Source organism: Luteolibacter sp. (assembly GCF_058122085.1).
This window is the reverse complement of sequence record NZ_JBIKBQ010000091.1, coordinates 1-17,312: the sequence shown is the minus strand read 5'-3', so window position 1 is coordinate 17,312 and position 17,312 is coordinate 1. Positions and strand designations below refer to the sequence as shown.

Annotated in this window: 11 protein-coding genes and 2 pseudogenes; 9 read left to right on the top strand and 4 right to left on the bottom strand. The window is 62.3% G+C overall.

All coding sequences use genetic code 11. The features are described 5' to 3' along the window. Window positions 1-132: 132 nt before the first annotated feature. Window positions 133-870, top strand: a pseudogene (locus AC4DF4_RS13750) (glutamate synthase-related protein); the annotation flags it as partial. Window positions 871-910: 40 nt separating this feature from the next. Here the strand turns inward: AC4DF4_RS13750 and AC4DF4_RS13745 are convergent. The 3 genes from AC4DF4_RS13745 to AC4DF4_RS13735 form a co-directional block, all read right to left on the bottom strand. Next, a complete protein-coding gene (locus tag AC4DF4_RS13745; RefSeq protein ID WP_490048681.1) occupies window positions 911-1,954 on the bottom strand; it encodes a sugar phosphate isomerase/epimerase family protein in 1,044 nt (347 codons plus the stop codon). Between the two features lie 127 nt (window positions 1,955-2,081). Continuing rightward, the gene (locus tag AC4DF4_RS13740) at window positions 2,082-2,363 is read right to left on the bottom strand and encodes a hypothetical protein (RefSeq protein WP_490048680.1); all 282 of its coding nucleotides are present in this window, start codon (window positions 2,361-2,363) and stop codon (window positions 2,082-2,084) included. A 113-nt stretch (window positions 2,364-2,476) separates the two neighbouring features. Next, window positions 2,477-3,337, bottom strand: coding sequence for a sigma-70 family RNA polymerase sigma factor (locus AC4DF4_RS13735; protein WP_490048679.1), 861 nt, complete (start codon window positions 3,335-3,337; stop codon window positions 2,477-2,479). A gap of 300 nt (window positions 3,338-3,637) precedes the next feature. Between AC4DF4_RS13735 and AC4DF4_RS13730 the strand changes: the two genes are divergently transcribed. Together AC4DF4_RS13730 and AC4DF4_RS13725 are read left to right on the top strand one after the other, a co-directional pair. Continuing rightward, on the top strand, window positions 3,638-4,663 hold the full coding sequence (locus AC4DF4_RS13730; protein WP_490048678.1) for a quinone-dependent dihydroorotate dehydrogenase: 1,026 nt from the start codon (window positions 3,638-3,640) through the stop codon (window positions 4,661-4,663). A 61-nt stretch (window positions 4,664-4,724) separates the two neighbouring features. Beyond that, window positions 4,725-5,132, top strand: coding sequence for an AAA family ATPase (locus AC4DF4_RS13725; RefSeq protein WP_490048677.1), 408 nt, complete (start codon window positions 4,725-4,727; stop codon window positions 5,130-5,132). On the opposite strand, the gene AC4DF4_RS13720 is transcribed toward AC4DF4_RS13725, so the two are convergent. Beyond that, window positions 5,111-5,725: a type IV toxin-antitoxin system AbiEi family antitoxin domain-containing protein gene (locus tag AC4DF4_RS13720; RefSeq protein WP_490048676.1), complete on the bottom strand. Its 615-nt coding sequence runs from the start codon at window positions 5,723-5,725 to the stop codon at window positions 5,111-5,113. The two genes, AC4DF4_RS13725 and AC4DF4_RS13720, sit on opposite strands and share 22 nt — an antisense overlap. 772 nt (window positions 5,726-6,497) lie before the next feature. Here AC4DF4_RS13720 and AC4DF4_RS13715 point away from each other — a divergent pair. The 6 genes and pseudogenes from AC4DF4_RS13715 to AC4DF4_RS13690 form a co-directional block, all read left to right on the top strand. Further along, the gene (locus AC4DF4_RS13715) at window positions 6,498-8,597 is read left to right on the top strand and encodes a TonB-dependent receptor (RefSeq protein WP_490048675.1); all 2,100 of its coding nucleotides are present in this window, start codon (window positions 6,498-6,500) and stop codon (window positions 8,595-8,597) included. A gap of 359 nt (window positions 8,598-8,956) precedes the next feature. Next, a complete protein-coding gene (locus AC4DF4_RS13710) occupies window positions 8,957-10,249 on the top strand; it encodes a sensor histidine kinase (protein WP_490048674.1) in 1,293 nt (430 codons plus the stop codon). Continuing rightward, window positions 10,246-10,884, top strand: a complete 639-nt coding sequence (locus AC4DF4_RS13705) for a LuxR C-terminal-related transcriptional regulator (RefSeq protein ID WP_490048673.1) — start codon at window positions 10,246-10,248, stop codon at window positions 10,882-10,884. Before AC4DF4_RS13710 ends, AC4DF4_RS13705 begins: the two co-directional genes overlap by 4 nt. Window positions 10,885-11,103: 219 nt before the next feature. After that, window positions 11,104-13,083, top strand: coding sequence for a hypothetical protein (locus tag AC4DF4_RS13700; protein WP_490048672.1), 1,980 nt, complete (start codon window positions 11,104-11,106; stop codon window positions 13,081-13,083). 6 nt (window positions 13,084-13,089) lie between these two features. Beyond that, window positions 13,090-13,722 (top strand): annotated as a pseudogene (locus AC4DF4_RS13695) (glycine rich domain-containing protein); the annotation flags it as partial. An 86-nt stretch (window positions 13,723-13,808) separates the two neighbouring features. Next, the coding region (locus AC4DF4_RS13690; protein ID WP_490048671.1) for a LamG-like jellyroll fold domain-containing protein at window positions 13,809-17,312 on the top strand (3,504 nt) is incomplete at its 3' end.

Sequence of the window (17,312 nt, the reverse complement as noted above, 5' to 3'; positions counted from 1 at the left end):
CCCTGTCTGTTTACTCATGGTGTTGGTTGATTTGAAACGTTTGTTCAAACAGGCGATGTCGGAACATCGCCCGATCAACCAGCACCAATCGATTTTAACATTTTAACGAAAAAAAATCCTCTTCCCCAACTCGTCGCCGACGAGTCACTCATCCGTCACAAGGCCGCGTTCGAAACAGTTGTTCCAAACGGGAAAATGCTCAACCTTGGCGACCCTGGCTACAATCGCTACCGCTAGGCCGGCGAGCGCCACATCTACACCACCGAGGTGATCAAGAATTTCCACACCTACGTGAAATCCGGCAAGCCCGAGGATTACGATGAATATGTGTGTTTTGCATTGGAAACCAATCCTGTAGCGATCAAATGCTTGATCGAATTTGTGCCTTCTTCCACCGGCCCGATCCCGCTTGAAGAGGTCGAGCCGATGGAGTCGATCCGCCGCCGTTTCACCACCGCCGCGATGTCGCTCGGAACGCTTTCGCCCGAGGCTCACGAGACCCTCGCCATCGCGATGAACCGCATCGGCGGCAAGTCGGATTCTGGCGAGGGCGGTGAGGATCCCGTCCGCTACAAGCCTTACCCGAACGGCGATTTCGCCCGCTCTTACATCAAGCAGGTCGCTTCCGGTCGTTTCGGAGTTTCCGCTTATTACCTGGTGAATGCCGGCGAGTTGGAAATCAAAATGGCGCAGGGAGCCAAGCCCGGCGAGGGCGGCCAGCTTCCCGGACATAAAGTGAACGCTTTGATCGCTCGGTTGAGAAACACCCAGCCGGGCGTCCAACTCATTTCTCCCCCGCCCCACCACGATATTTACTCCATCGAGGATCTGGCGCAGCTGATCCACGATCTCAAGGAAGTGAATCCGCGAGGGTGATACAGGCATCGAGACCTGTATCACCCCTTGAATCTTAGTGGTTCGACTTGTCGAAAGCCGCGTCGAAAGCGACGCTGTTCGTCGGGAAATCCACGCTGCGGACGAAGGCCGCGGCTTCCTCCCCGCCGTAAACGCGGTCCATGCGGATATCCTCCCATTCGACCGAGAGCGGGCCTTTATAGCCGACATCGTTGAGCGCGACGATGATGTCTTCGAACTCGATGTCGCCGTGCCCCAGCGAGCGGAAGTCCCAGAAACGGCGCGAGTCGCCGAAATCCGTGTGACCGCCGAACACGCCGACGCTGCCGTCGCCGTGGTTCCACCAGACGTCCTTCATGTGGACGTGATAGATCCGCGATCCCAGGTCGCGGATGAACTTCACGTAGTCCACGCCCTGATAGCCGAGGTGGGACGGGTCGTAGTTGAAGCCGAAACGCTTGTGGTTTCCGACAGCCGCCAGAGCGCGCTGGGCGGAGGCGATGTCGAAGGCGATTTCCGTCGGATGGACTTCGAGCGCGAAGTTCACGTCGACTTTGTCGAACGCGTCGAGGATCGGCAGCCAGCGCTTGGCGAAGTCCTTGAAGCCTTTTTCATAATACGCCTGCGAGGTCGGCGGGAAGGCGTAGAGCGAGTGCCAGATGGAGGAGCCGGTGAAACCGTTGACCACGGCCGGGAACTCGTCCTTGCCGTTGCGGTCGGGCTTGGCGTTGAAAAACGCGCGGGCGGCCTTGCCGGTGGTGATCATCTTTTTGGCGGCGCGTTTGCGGACACCTTCCGGATCGCCGTCGCCCCAGACATCCGGCGGCAGAATCGCCTTGTGGCGCTCGTCGATGAGATCGCAAACTGCTTGGCCGACGAGGTGGCTGGAAATCGCGTAACAAGTCAGGCCGTGGTCGGCGAGGAGCTCCCAACGCTCCTTTACGTAGGTCTTGCTGGTGGCGGCGGCATCGACATCGAAGTGGTCGCCCCAGCAGGCGAGCTCAAGGCCGTCGTAGCCCATTTCATAGGCCAGCGGGGCGAGTTTTTCGAGTGGGAGGTCGGCCCACTGGCCGGTGAAGAGTGTGACGGGGCGTGACATGATTTGAGTTAGTGGTTGGGTGTGTGGATGATGGCGGCAACGCGCCACCGGAATAAAGCAAAAACGATGGTTCTGCCGGGGATCTTACACAGGCCAGTCCGGACAAGATTTCAGGTTCACCCGACGTTCATCCTGCCTCCTCGATCACGAACGTCTTCCGCGCCCACTTGCAACGGAATACCGGCCCGGAATCGTTCGGCTTCCAGCCGTTCGCGTTCCCGAAGTCAATCGCCGCGGTGACCATGTCGTAACTGACAATCCGCGGCAGCTCGGCAATCAGGTTCTGTCCGTTCACCGGCGCGCTGGCCTCGATCACCAGCTCGTTCGTTCCGCGGCGGTTTTGCATGATCCAGCGGTATTGGACGTCTCGGTGATTGATGACTTTGTAGCCTTTTTGAGGAGGGGGCATTGGGATGAAATTTGAAATTCGCGGTGCTGAAAACCGGAGGCTGCGCCAAACGCGGACCCATGAGAATAAAAAACCGCGGCGGGAAGCCCGCCGCGGTCACACACATCACACAATCAAGCTTCCAGGAAATCGCCGATGATCGGCTTTGGAAGCGGCTTTTCCTTCTTGCGAAGGGCGCGCCGCATCTTGGTGAGCGCTGAGTTTTGAAGCTGGCGGATGCGCTCGCGGGTCACCCCGAATTCACGCCCGACTTCTTCCAAGGTCAGTGCCTTTTTGCCGTTGAGACCGAAACGCTCGTCGATGATCCGGCGTTCACGCTCGTCGAGAACCGAGAGCAAGCCGTCGAGCTCGCCGTGGAGGTTCTTGTCGGAAAGCATGTCCAGCGGGCTCACCGCACGCTCGTCGCTGATGACTTCGCCGAACTCGGTGGCTTCACCTTCGTTGATCGGAGCGTCCAGCGAGGTCGGGCGATAGGAAGCCTGCCTGAGCAAGGCGAGCTTGCGATGAGGCAGCCCAACTTCATCAGCCAGTTCCTCGTCAGTCGGTTCGCGACCCAACGCTTCCGTCAGGATCGCCGCGATCCGGCGCATTTTGGCGATTTTATCGACCATGTGGACGGGCAGGCGAATCGTCTTGGACTGGTTGGCCAAGGCGCGCTTGATCGACTGTTTGATCCACCAAGCCGCGTAGGTGGAGAGTTTTCCGCCCTTTTCAGGGTCGAATCGCTCTACCGCCTTCATCAGGCCGATGTTGCCCTCGGAGATCAAGTCAGTCACGGGCATGCCGTAGTTGGCGTAATCCTGGGCGATTTTCACGACCAAGCGCAGGTTTGCGCGGATCATGTGGGAACGGGCTTCGGCATCGCCCTTTTGGATGCGATCCGCGAGAACGACTTCCTCCTCAGCGGTGAGAAGAGGCGTTTTGGAAATTTCCCGTAAGTAGAGTTTAAGGCTGCTGTCTGATTCGTAGGCCATAATAAGATGGGGTTGTTGTTGCTTGTTAAACGACGCCCGTGCTCATTTATTCCCTTTTTTTCAGAAAAAGTGAATTCATTGTGAATACTTGATAAAAGTTCAGGACGACTCCCAGAAGAATACCATGGTCTTAGCAATTCGCGTTCCCGGCCCCTCAGGAATCGCAAGTCGCTTGAAATCAATGAATTTTTAATTTGCGACTGCGACAAAACATACGCTCGCCGCATTTTCCGCACGGCTAGTGCCATTTTGACGCATGAGAGATTCGACAAGCTGGCGGACTTGAATCAATTTTCGGCCGTGTTCGACGCAATGTATCCCCTCGCCCGCTCCGTCTTGTTCCGCCTGGATGCGGAAGTCGCCCACCACGTCAGCATGGCCGCCCTGCGGATCGCCGAAAAGACCGGCTTGCTGGGCTTGGTTTCGCCGGCTGACGAACTCACATCGCCGGTGGAAGTGATGGGCTTGAAATTCCCTAACCGCGTTGGTCTCGCCGCTGGCTTGGACAAGGAGGGAAACACAATCGACGCGCTCGGCCGCCTGGGCTTCGGCTGCATTGAAATCGGCACGATCACCCCGCGTCCGCAGGCGGGAAACCCGAAACCCAGACTGTTTCGCTTGATCCAACAGGAGGCTATCATCAACCGTATGGGCTTCAACAATCCCGGCATTGACGTGGGTGTCGAAAACGTTCGTGCGTCGAAATCGTTTCAAGGAATCGTCGGTTTCAACATCGGGAAAAACAAGGACACGCCCAATGAAAACGCGGCGGACGATTATTTAATCTGCCTGCGCAAGGCCTACCCGGTGGCCGACTACGTGGCGGTGAATTTGTCCTCGCCGAACACGCCCGGCCTGCGCGACCTCCAAGGCGCGGAGGCTAGCGCCCGACTCTTGGACGTTCTCAAAAAGGAGCAGCAAAAACTCGCCGCCGAGCACGGCAAGCAGGTTCCGCTGCTATTTAAAGTCGCCCCGGATCTCGATGAAACTCACATCCGCGAACTCTCGCAGGTTTTCCTCGACGGCGGACTGGATGGCCTCATCGCCACCAACACCACGCTCGACCGCGACCTCGTGGCCAACCACCCGCGGGCGGCGGAAGCGGGCGGCCTATCCGGGCGGCCGGTTTTCGAAAAAAGCACGGCGGCGTTGCGGGCATTTTCCAGCCACCTCGGCTCCCTCATCCCGATCATCGGCGTGGGAGGGATTTCCTCACTTGATGACGCCCGGGAGAAAATCCAAGCCGGCGCCTGCTTGGTGCAGATTTACACCTCCTTCATCTATCAAGGCCCAAAACTGGTCCACGAACTGGCGAAAGGGCTGTGAGCCCGTTCGTCAGCAATACCTCGACGCACGGATTCTGGCAGGTTGGAATCCACTGCAACTCATGAGTATCCCCGCCACCGCTTCCCGCTTGGAAACCGCCGTTTGTTCTGTCGTTCGCGGTCAACCCGAAGTGGTCCGCCGGGTTTTGGCCTGCATGATTTCCGGCGGCCACGTCCTGTTGGAAGATTTCCCGGGAACCGGAAAAACCACTCTCGCCAAAGCCATCGCCAAAGCCATCAGCGGCGCGATTTTCAAGCGCGTGCAGTTCACGCCGGACCTTTTGCCCTCGGATATTCTCGGCATCTCGGTGTTCGACCCGCGCTCCCAGGAATTCCGTTTCCATCCCGGCCCGGTTTTCACCGACATCCTGCTCGCGGATGAAATCAACCGGGCGTCGCCACGGACCCAGAGCGCTCTGCTCGAAGCAATGGGCGAGCGCGGGATGGATCATGGCGTCTGGATTTTCTGAAAATAACGGGCGAGGTGGCGCACGGCGGGTCGCCCATAATTCGCGGCACAGGCGGCGAGTTGATCCTGGTCGAGCGGTGGAAGCTCCTCGATGCGTATCGCTTCCAGCCAGGCACGGACATCCTTTTGCGAGCGGATCGAGGCATCTTGGGCCACGGAATCACAAAGCGCCTTCGTCGGAGAAGCCAGCAGCCACGGGAGCAACGGATCTTCCACCCGTTCGATCCCAATTGAGAAAACCCGGACCGGGACATGCCGATAGCGATAGCGGCCCGCCGGAGTTTCAAATTCCATCGGCCTCTTGAGCGTGGCGCAAACGACTTCCTCCACCCGCTCGGGAATCAAGCCGTGCCATGCCAGCGCGGACTCGAAACTGACGTAGGACGGCCCGTAGATCGCAGGAGCCAAGGCGAGCGGATTGACCGTGCGGTCGCGCAAATAGAGCCCACGGCGCAGAGGGATCAATTCTCCCGCCGCCAGCATCCGGGACACCTTCATCCGCGGATTCCCATAAGCTGCCAACGCGTCCTTGAGTTGCCCATGAGAAATCAGGGGCGATGAGGACGGCAGCGAAAATAAATGCTTGATCGGCACGACAAAGTATCTTTAAACGATACATTCAAACAAATAGAGACCAAATATTTCATCAGATTCGGGAAACGAAGAGCACGAAGGACAAAAGAGCGATTCTCGAATCGCCGCCCTCGCCCGCAGTCCGGTGGCGCTGCCGCTGGCCGTCCAGGACTTGGGCAGGGCGGGCAACAGGTGGATTTCATCCGGAAAAGCGCCTGCCCGTTGCTCTGAGTTCCGCCGGCGTGACTTGCCGAGTCCGGGGAAATGGCGGCAGCCGGGCGGCGGGTGAGGAGAGGCGCGCTGGCGGCTGGCATCCGGGATGTTTTGCTCCGCCGGGGGGAGGCGCAATCGCCGACGTTGCCGGCGGCGCGGAGCTTGCGGCAGGCGGTGTCGGCGAAGAGGTGGAAGATTTCGGGAAGAGGACGGCCGCGGCATTTCTCAAGCTCGCCGCCGGTCAGCCGGACCGGGTTGGGCGGCCTGTTGCAGACAAAGATTTTCACTGCCATTTTTTATATTCGCTAGCGCTCCCTGCGCGTTCAGTTTTCAGTGTTTCAGCTTCACCCGAATCCACCTCTTCCCGATCAACCCTTTTCCCGCCTTTCGTTCCGGTCCACGGCTGTCTCAGGAGTCTCCGCCCAAAGCAAATTCCTGGCATTGTTTTTGGCCTGCGTCCGACTCCTGCATTAAGACAACACTCCTTCATATCCCCGGGCCGCGGTTCCAGAGGTCTCTCCCGTCAGGGACGGACTGCCGGCGGCCTTCCCGCTGCTATCGAGCACGGCATCAGGGGGGCATGGAATCATTTTCGATGCGCGTCCGCCGCACCATCACTCTTTGCACCGTGCTTGTTCCTTGTGGGCTATGCGCCCAGTCCGTCGTGCTCGCTCCGCTCACGGTCACCGGCGAGCAATCGCGCGACGAATCGGAAATCCCGCCCGGCAACCATCTTCGAATCGATGCCGCCTCGTTGGCGGCCTTGCCCGCCGCGCAGGGCAGTTATCAGGATCTCTTCGCCACGGTCGCCGGAGCTTACGGCGGAAATCCAACGGTGGGCACCTTCAGTGTCCGCGGCCTGAACCAGGACAGTCTGTTCTACTCGGTCGGCACGGCATCCAATCCGTTGCTCACGGTGATGGAGGACTGCGCGCCGCTTTCTGTCGCGACGCTGCGCTACCTGCCGCCGGTGCTGTGGGACATGGAGAGCGTCGAATTGCTGCGAGGGCCGCAGTTTCTCTCCCCCGGGCCCAATGGCCTTGGCGGGGCGCTGCTGCTCCGCACCGCCCCGCCGGCTTTTTCCCGAGACGGCAAGGCGCTGCTGGAAGCCGCCACCGACCACGTCTTCCGCGGCGGCATGGCCCAGGACTTTGTCCTGCGGCCCGAGGAGCTGGCCCTGCGGATTTCCGCCTATCATCGTGAAGGCGGTGGCGACGTCACGAACCTTTTCGACGGCGACGATTCGTTCGGAGCGACCCGCCGCGACCGCTATCAGGCACGCTTGTTGTGGAATCCGCGGAAAAGCCGCGACGCGTGCTATGACCTGGCCATGGTTTACGACCAGTCGCGCGGCAATCCCTTCGCCAACGCACGAGCCGTCTCCGGCTTTGACTTGTTCGACCGCAAGACCTCGCTCAACCTCCATCCGTCCTACCCGGCCCGGCGCGCCGCCGCCATCCTCAACGCGAGCCTGGCGCTGCCCCGCGATCTGGAGTTCAAATCCACCACCTCCCTGCAGCGACTCGATGTGGACCCCCGCGTTGATCTCGATGAAACGGCGATCCTGGCATGGTTTGCGGACGGAGCCATCAACGAGCTGCGCTTCACCCAGAACCTGAGCCTCGCCGGCGATGAAGGGCCGTTCCAATGGCTGGCAGGCGGCTATTTCGAAGCCAGCGGCTACGATCTGGGTTACACTGGCATCGGCATCGCGCCGATGCCCGCAGGCTCGCCCTTTCGCAGCCTCGGGCAGGAAGACGTGCGGGTGCTGGCGCTTTACGGCCGGGGCGACTGGGAGTTCGTGAACAACCTCCACCTCACCGGCGGGCTCCGGCTCAATCACGAACAGCGCGCGCTGCACGCCGCGGCGACCCTTGGATCAGGGCCGGAGACAAAGTCCGCCGCCGACAGCGCGGACAGCGCGCTGCTGCCCCAGCTCGGCCTGGCGTGGCGGCCCCGGGAGGAACAGGCTCTGGGGCTCCAGCTGTCCCGCGGCTACCGCGGCGGCGGCGTCAGCTACGCGCCCAGCTTGGGCAGCACCCAGCCCTATGATCCGGAACAGGCGTGGGATCTGGAACTTTATGGCCGTTTCAACCCCCACGCCTCGGTCGCGCTCTCCGCAGCCGTTTTTTATTCGTGGATGGATGACCAGCAAATCAACTTCAGTTCCCCCGGCGGCGTGGCAACGATCGATTCCTACGTCGCCAATGCCGCCCGATCCCGGCGCTGTGGCAGTGAAGTGGAAGCCCGCTGGCAACCTTGCGAGCCGCTGGTCATCACCGGCACCCTTGGTTGGCTCCACACCGGGTTTGACGAACTCTTGATCGACGGCGTGGACCGCTCCGGCCAGCCTTTCCCCAACGCGCCGGAATGGACGGCATCGCTCAGCGCCTCCTATCACCACGCCTCGGGATTTTTCGCCAGCCTGCTCTTTTCGTGGGCGGACGACACCTACACCGATCCGACCAGCCCGCGGGTGACCGCGATTGAGACCCGCAGCCTGCTTTCCGCTCGTCTCGGCTACTCATGGGAGCACGCCAGCGTTTATCTCTTCGGCACCAATCTGCTCGATGACGAATACGCCCTGGCGCGGTTTGACAACTCGCCGCAGGGCCTGCCGGTCTCGGGGCAGGTCGCCCCGGCGCGTGGCTTCGGCATCGGCTGCGAATTCGAGTGGTGAGCAAGGGACCAAGGATGGGAACCTCGCAAGCGCCTACCTCTATCTTGCTGCTTTACCGCAAACGGAACCACTCTCCCCGCGGCCTCGGTGGGAAGGCTCAGGCTCTTTCCGGTGGCAGATCCAGTCGTGCGGCCGTTCCTGCCAATTTCGCGGCCCCTTGGGCTCCACCACAAGATGGTGTGCACGGATCGCCGTGAATTCCCTTGATTTACTTGGGATCAGGAACCGTTATCAGGGCGTCGCCCATGGATTTAAAAACCCTTTCAATTGTAGCAGGCGTGATCAGCCTCTTTCAGGCCGTGGCGTTTTTGGTGGTCAGGGTCTTCAACCGGAAGATGGCTGGAGCAACCTTTTGGGGGGTGAGCGCACTTCTCAATGGCTTGGGAATGGTTTTCCTGACGCTGCGATTCGTGGTCGACGCGCCCTTGCTGACCAAGGCGATTCCGACGCTGATGAATTTCGCAGCGGGGGCCTGCTTCTATTATGGCGCGTGTGCTTTCATGGGGCGGAAAGTCCGGCACCAATGGCCTCTGGTTTTCTCCTGCCCGTTGTTTGCCGGGTATCTTTGGTTCTTGCTGGCAGATGACCGGTTGTCCGTCCGGGTTTTGTTCGCATCATCGATTTTCATCATTTTCCTGGGGTCGGGTGCCCGCGTGTTTTTCGCCGAGCAACGGGCGGGACTTCGTTTCTCGTCGCGATGGATCGGAGTCTCCGCGCTGGCGCTGTGCGCGGTGTTTGTTTACCGGAGCCTGGCCCTTGCGATGCGGGGTGAGGCCGGCGATCTGTTTGATTCGGGCACTCCCCAAATCGCGATGTTTGTGGCGACGATCGCATGGTCGTTGTCCTGGACCTTCGGAACCTTGTTGTTGATCAACCAGCGGCATCTGATGGAAATCACGGCAAGTCACGAGTCACATCTGAGGGACCGGGATGAAATCGCGGCGATCGAGGCGGAACTTCAAGCCGAGCGGGCGATGCACCAACGCAAACACCTGCTGCGGGACCTGCACGACGGGATGGGCGGGCTCACCGCGAATTTGGCCCAGCTCGCGGACCTGGGTGAGGAGGAGGACCGGGAGGAGGTGGACCGGCTGTTGAAGAGCATCGAGCAGCTCGCCATCGAAGGGAACCGCGAGCTGCGCCTGCTGATGAACTCGCTGGAAAGCGGGGTGACCTACTGGGGCGATTTCCTGAGGGAGTTTCGTTCCCATGCCGAGCCGTTGGCGGAGTCGAAGTGCATCGCGCTGCATTGGAAAACGACCGGGCGTCCCTCCGTGGAAACGATCGCGGATCTGCCTGCCGCCCTTTCCCTGATGCGGGCCCTCAAGGAGGCGATAAGCAATCTGGCGCGGCACTCCGAGGCCAGCCGCGCGTCCGTCCGCGTCACGTTCCGGTCGCGCTGCCTCGGGGTTTTGGTGAGCGACAATGGCCGGGGTTTTCCGGAGAACCATTCTTCCCGTGGGGGGCGGGGGCTGGCCAACATGCGGCGGCGGATGGAGGAGCTCGGCGGCCGTTTGAGAATTCGGAATTCAGGCGGCGGCAGGTTGTCCTTCGTGGTCCCGCTACCACTGACGGTGGAGGCCGTACCCCGAAAACACCCCGATTCCATGCTGGCCCGGCCTCCCTCCATGGAGTTGAAATCCCAGTCATGATTCGCTTGGTTCTTGTCGAAGATGATGCGCGGCTGCTGGCAAGCCTCATCAAGCTGTTTTCAAAACAGGAGGACATCCAGCTGGTGGGATACGATGGCAGCGCCGAGGACGCGCTATTCGGCAATGACTGGTCCCAAGTGGATGTTCTTCTGACGGATCTCGACCTGCCCGGAGCCTCCGGAGTCCAGTTGATTGCCGAGGCCGTTGCGAAAAACCCAGCGATCATCGCCCTCGTGCTCACCATCCACGACGACCGCGAAAGTCTTTTTTCCGCGCTGCGTGCCGGGAGTTTCGGCTACGTGGTGAAGGGTGGCGGCACCAAGGAAATCCTGGCGGCGGTTCGCGATGCGAGTGCCGGGATCGCGCCGATCAGCCCCGCCATCGCGCGCTATCTGATCGAGGAGTTCAGGACACCCTCCCCCTGCTCGGGACCCGACCAGGAGCTGACGGCGAGGGAGATTGAATTGCTCCGTTACGTGGCGGAGGGCCTCTATTACAAGGAGATCGGCGAGAAGCTCTGCATCAGCCCGAACACGGTGCATGGCCACATCAAGAAGATCTACAGCAAGCTCCATGCCGTCAACCGCAGCCATGCGATCCGCCGGGCCACGGCGCTGGGATATCTGAAAGACTGAAAAATTCCAGTCTGGCGTGTCGCGGACTTCCCCTCCCGTCCCGCAGGCTTTGGAAGCGGACCGCACCTGGGAAAGCGGTGGAGGCGTACCCCGAATGTACCCTTCCGGCAACGTTGCCGCCAGCGCGTGGGCCGGACATCTTCCGTTTTAGATGCTAACCGACCCGTGCACTTGCTGAACCCTCCGCCTCAACGGTCTCTCCTCATTCCTTACTCACATATGACCACGGTCCTTGGATTCTCCCGCCTGATTCGAAGCCTGATCCTCGCTGCGATGATGTTGCAAACCGGCGGCCTGGCATGCGCGGCCAGTTTCAGCCAAACCCTGCAACTCCGCTACGGATGGAACGCCGTTTGGCTGGAGGTCGGGCCGGTGGCTGCGGACGGGCAGGCTTTGACTTGCGAGCAGGTGTTCCAGTCGAATGACTTTTTGGTGGACCGGGTCGCCAGTCCGGTCGGGGAAATCGGCACCGCGGAGTTCACGTCAGATCCCGAGAGTCTTTTCAACCAAGGCGGATGGGATGTCTGGGCGGCGAATCCGCAATCGGGCGAGACGGCCGACGTCGCCATCCGCGCCAACCACGCGTATCTGGTCCATGTCTCACCCAAGACCGGCACCGTCCAGGACGGCGAAGCGGCCGGAGTTTTGACCGTGCAGGGCGAGGTGGTGTTTTACCGGCCCGCTTGGACGAAGGGCGAATACAACCTGGTCGGCTTCGGTGTCCAAGGCACGCCCACCTTCGCCGCCCTGATGGCAGGTTCCGGCATCACGGTCGACGGGCCGCTCGGTGCCGCGGCAAACGTGCAGAAGCTGAACGCGGCGACCGGGGCGTGGGAGCCGGTCAAGGGAACGGACGTGGTCCAGAGCGGCCAGGCTTACTGGGTCAATGTTCCCTACACGCTTGTCGGCAATGGCTGGAGCGGGCCGGTGGAGACGGATTTCTCAGGGGCGGTTTCAGGCGCTTGGAATTTTGGATCAGGTCCCGGCTCCCTCGCGGTGCTCAACCCCGCGGACCTTGCCGCCGATCCGGTGCTCATGACTCCCGGTGAGCTGACATTTTCCAACCTTGAGGGCAGCGGCGGCGCTGCGCACCAGATCTCCATCACCCGTCTCGCTGCGGCAGGCACCGATTCCGGTGCCAATGATCTTCAGCTTTGGGCTTTGGAAGCCGTTCCCCAGGAGTTGAAGTGGCAGACACAATCCGTCGATTTTTTCGCAGGCTGGCAGGTGGCCAGTGTGACCGCTGGAGGAAGCCGCTCGATCACCGTCGGCGTGAAGCGGAACTGGAGCAGCGGGCCCAATCTCCGCGAGCACCTTTACCGGGTCAGCGTCTCGCTGAGCGGGGGCTCCGTGTATCGCTATTTGCCGGTGAGGGCCATCAACGCGGACCTTTCCGCCGCGCCGGGTTCCACCGCGCCCGCCAGCCAGTTCACAGGTCTCTGGGCGGGACAGATCATTCTCAATTCGGTCACCAGCCTAGGCACCGCAGGCTCACCCGTGCAGGCCACGGCCAGCGAGCTGCCGATGCAGATCTTCATCCACGTCGACTCGGCAGGGCAGGCGCGCCTAGTGCCCCGCTCCATCCTGATGCAGACGAAAACCGCCTCGCCGGACATCGCTCCCACCCAGGTGCTGGTGGTTGACGAAACGCGCATTCCCTACCTTGACGGCGTCCAGCAGCGGGCGGATGGAACTCGTGTGGGGCTGCGCCTCGAAACGGTCACCTTCGACCTGCCGCGGGACCTCAGCGCGGCCCATCTTTCAGCCTCGCTGCGCAGCAAGGTGGCCACGGCGCAGGGCATCGCCAGCCCAGCCGAAGTGGCTGATGCGGATGTGAGTGCCTATTTCTCCCTCGGCACGCGCCCGTCCCGTCCGCCGGACTTGCCGGAGACCTATTATCTGACCTGGCCCCTGGACGGGCAGCTCGGCCTTGGCCGCACGATGGGAACCGGCGCCTCGTCGCCCCTCACGCTCGACGCGTTCCATCGCAGCAATCCTTTCCGGCATGCCTTCCATCCCCAGCACGGTGCCGGTTACACCGTTTCCCGCAGCTTCTCCATCACCTTCGACGCGGCGCCCGATCCCACCATCCTCACCGGCACCTACCAGGAAACCACCCGCGGTCTAGCCCGGCAGGACATCGTCTCAAAGGGTGGCATCTCGCTGCGCCGCATCACCACCGCCGACACCCTCCAGTAAGCTCCCATGTTTTTCCCAGCCATGCACCTATCATTTGCCATCACCCCGACCGAACGAGTCGCACCCGGCTTCGGCGTCGTCCGCCGGATGAGCCTTCCACTGATCGCCTTTCTGATGAGCCTCCTCGCGACGGCAGGCGCGTTTGCCCAGCAACCGGTCGGCTTCACTTTCCAAGACAATACCTTCCAGACCTGGACGGTGCCGGACACCGGCTGGTATCTGCTCGATGTCAGCGGTGGGCAGGGCGGTGATGCCAGCAACGCCAGCCACGCGGGCGGCAAGGGTGCCCAGATCCAGGCCTCGGTCCGGTTGACGAAAGGGGAAATACTGCGCATCGCCGTCGGCGGACAAGGGGGAAAGGGGACCAGTGCCGGCAATAACCCCAGCGGCGGCGGTGGCGGCGGCAGTTCTTCCATCGTCCGGGTGAAAAACACGGCGACCCCGCTCGCTCCCTCGTCAAACGATGAACTTCTGTTAATCGTCGGCGGCGGTGGTGGTGCGGCCTCGCTCCACGACGGCAACCCGGGCAACGCCACCAGCCAGAACGGCGATTTCTCTTCTGGCGGGAAGAATGGCCAAGGTGGCGGGATTGGGAGTGATTCGCCCAGCGGGGCGGGTGGGGCGGGTGGGGCTGGCTATTTGGGAAATGGCGAAAGCCGCTATACCGATACACATTATCTGGCCTTGGGGGGGGGGCGTATCTCCAAGGAAACCTTGGAGGTCGTTTGCGCGATTCCATCGGCGGTGCCGGCGGTTGGGGTGGGGGTGGCGAGGGCGGACAGGCCACTGGGACCAAGGACGGCGGCGGCGGCGGCGGCGGTGGCTACAGCGGCGGTGGCGGTGGTCCGAATCCCGGCGACGGCGGCGGCGGCGGCGGCTCCTTTGTGTTCGCCAGCACTGCCAACCGGCCAGCGGCCTCGGTGCTCGTCAGCAATACCGGGGTGCAGAGCGGAAACGGCGCCGTGTCCATCACCCTGCAGCGCTACAGCCTCCAGGCGGACACCTCGGCACCGCTCAGTCTTCCGGACGCCTATTTCAGCAAGGATCTAAAGTTCCCCAACGATATCGGGGGCGAGGTGGACTTGGGAGGAAGTGCGACGGTGCCCGCGGGGACTTCCTACGTGGAGCTCACTCCGGCGACCAATAGCCAGTCCGGCACCATGGTCCTCAAGTCCATCCCCCCGCGGCAGAAAGTGAGCCGCATGGTGGTGAAGTTCCAAGTGCAAACCACCGGAGGCACGACCCCGCCTGCGGACGGTTTCAGCTTCAACTTCGGCCCCGACCTGGTGGCCAACCAAGCCATCGGGGTGGATGGAATCTCGAACGGGCTCGCCGTAACCTTCGACACCCATGACGGGGGGGATCCCGACTCCGCGCCGGCCGTGGAAGTGGTTTACGATTCGGTCGTGAAGCGGGGCGTTTCCTTCTCAGTCACCCGACCGCGCGAGGCCATGCCCGCCTACCCCGTGGTGGAGGATACATCGGGCAATCCCCAGTCGCTCACGACCGGGGAAAAATGGGTCCCGGTGCAGGTGGATCTCGTTGGAGATCTGGAAAAGGGCGGTGGCTTCGTCAGCGTCACTTGGAACGGGTTGCGGATCCTCAAGGACATCCCCGTGCCGTATCTGGTGTCACAGTCGGAGGGTTGGCGCATCGGATTCGGAGCCCAGACCGGAGCCCTGCACCAGTCCCATCGGGTCAAAGACCTCTCCATCTCGGCCGACACCTACGTGACGCTCGACGTCATCAGCCAGTTCGGCTCGGGCTTGGTTTCCCCTTCCGGTGGCCGCCGCAGCTACCACACCGGCGAGTCCGTCACTTTCACCGTCCCGCCATTCGTCTACCTCGACCGCTACCGGAAAACGCTCAGCGGCACCGAGGAGGACATGCGGCTGCGGGCGGCCTACCGGGCGAAGCTCTTGGGCGGCTCCATCGGCGGCCAGCCCCTGTTGGGCGGGTCCACCGTCAAGCTGACCGAGTCCACCGTGGTGAACTGGCAGTGGGAACTCGATTACCTTGCGGAGGTCAACACCGGCACCGAGACCATCCAGGGGCTCTCCGCCTCCTCCGTGACCGATTCGACCAACCAACCCACGCTCGGCCGCAACTACCGCCCGCTCAATTACAACTTTGACTCGGTGGTCTATTCGCAGATCTTGGGCACTGGCAACGGGCTGGACATCCAGTTCCAGCCAAAGGGTTATGTCATCGAAAACGCCCCCAATTCCCCGGAGCGCTTCCTCCAGCTCTCCGGCAGCGGCGACCACCTGCGCGCTGGTTCCGCGGGCACCGGGCTGATCGGCGGCGACGGATCCTTCACTATCGAGTTCTGGGCCCGGCGCGATCCCGTCACGATGACCGCGGACCAGAATGTGGTCTCGCTCGGATCTTCCACCGCCTCGGGCGCACAGCTCCGCGCCGGTTTCACCTCCGGGAACGCTTTCTTCCTGACGAACAACGGCGTCACCGTCGCGGCTCCCGCCGCGCTGACCGACAACAGCTGGCACCACTGGGCGGCGGTTAATGACAAGACGGCTAACACCATCACCCTCTATCGCGATGGCAAGGTGGTGGCGTCTGGCAACCAGGCGCTGAACTTCTCCGGCAGCAGCCAGACGGTCACCATCGGGGCCCGCGCCACCGGCGCCGCCACCGCGGACGGCTTCTTCCCGGGCGGTCTCAACAACCTGCGCGTCTGGAAAACCACCCTCGGCATCGACCAAGTCCGCAGCGGTCGCACCACCCTCCTCGTGGGCCCCGGGAATGCCTCCCTTGGCCTCGAGCTCCCCTTTGACACCCTGCCCACCGCCGACATGGCCGGCGTTTACATCGAGCGCCGCGAAGGAACCACCCCGCCCACCAGCGTCGCGGACACGGCGTCCTTTCCGGTGCAGGCCAGTTCGATCCAGTCCGGTTTTGCACTTCCCGACCCCGCGACGGTGCCCGCGACGGTGCCCGCGGCCGGCCCGGCAGGTTACTACGGATGGACCCTGCGTTCCCGGCTCCGCACCGACACCGCCGGGACCTACACCTTCCAAGTGAGCGGTGGCGATGGCGCACAACTCTTCATCGACGGCAACCGGATCTGGAACCCCAACGGAAAACAGGACGACTCCAGCGACTTCGAGCAGTCTCTCCACCTCGACGCCGGAGACCACATCGTCGAGCTCAATGCCTACGAAGTGGGCGGGCGGCGTCCCGCCCTCAGCTATGCCCCGTCGGGCACCGCCCAGCAGTCACTCCCACCCTCGAAGCTGTATGCGCTCGCCCGCGAACAGCTCGCCTTCGGGGCCTTCACCACCACCTCCGCCGAAGGGGGCAATGTCTCCTTCGCCACCGCCGGGTTTGGCTCGGTGTTTCCCGAGACCGCGACCGGCGCGCAGGTCGCGGCGGCCGTGCTTCCCGGCTTCCGTTTCAATCCCCTCGACACCACCACTGGCACCACCCACAACATCGATCCCGGTGAAAAGGGCGTGATGGCCGACTACCGCCGCGTCTTCTGGATGTGGGACAAGAAATTCCGCTTCACCGTCGACGTCATGGCCGTCGGCCTGCCCGAGGCCGCCCTCACCGCCTTCCAAAACTACCCGTTTTTCAAGAAGATCGATGGCGTGCTCGACGGCAGCGTTAAGCAGACCCAGACCGCCGCGGGGATCCGCCGGGTGCTCGACTTCTGGCTCGCCGAGGGCGAGCGGCTCGAGGTCGGCACGGTCTACCGCACCCCGGACCGGCGCTACACGCTCAACAAGGTCTCGAACGCCATCAACAACTTCAACCCGATCACCCGGGAATCCCTCTCCAACACGACCTATGGCGGCAGGGTGGCGAAGTCTTACCTCATCCCGGCGGTCTCGGCCCCCGGCAGCATGACCGTGGAGGTCGATCGGACCACCTACCGCACCGAGTTGGCCATCGGCGAGGGGCTCGATTTCTCCAGCCGGGATGCCATCGACACCCAGTTGACGCCCGACCTTCCCGACGACGCCGTGCTCGTCTCCGTCACCGCCAACAGCCAGCCCGCTGTGACCGCGCCCGAGGTGATCAATGATGAACCGGGCTGGACCGGCGGCCAGGGCGATTCCTGGCAGTGGGATTACGTCGGAAAAAAATGGTATCCGCTCAAGCCCGGCACCTACATCCTCGACTGGAAGGACAAGAACACGGGGGAAACCTACCACATGGCGGTGATAGCCGCCTTCCCGGCGGACACCGAGACCCTTGCCTACCGC

Coding starts and splice junctions, on each gene's coding strand:
- AC4DF4_RS13745 (WP_490048681.1), bottom strand. CDS start 1,954: ATGTCACGCCCCGTCACACTCTTCACCGGCCAGTGGGCCGACCTCCCA.
- AC4DF4_RS13740 (WP_490048680.1), bottom strand. CDS start 2,363: ATGCCCCCTCCTCAAAAAGGCTACAAAGTCATCAATCACCGAGACGTC.
- AC4DF4_RS13735 (WP_490048679.1), bottom strand. CDS start 3,337: ATGGCCTACGAATCAGACAGCAGCCTTAAACTCTACTTACGGGAAATT.
- AC4DF4_RS13725 (WP_490048677.1), top strand. CDS start 4,725: ATGAGTATCCCCGCCACCGCTTCCCGCTTGGAAACCGCCGTTTGTTCT.
- AC4DF4_RS13715 (WP_490048675.1), top strand. CDS start 6,498: ATGGAATCATTTTCGATGCGCGTCCGCCGCACCATCACTCTTTGCACC.
- AC4DF4_RS13705 (WP_490048673.1), top strand. CDS start 10,246: ATGATTCGCTTGGTTCTTGTCGAAGATGATGCGCGGCTGCTGGCAAGC.
- AC4DF4_RS13700 (WP_490048672.1), top strand. CDS start 11,104: ATGACCACGGTCCTTGGATTCTCCCGCCTGATTCGAAGCCTGATCCTC.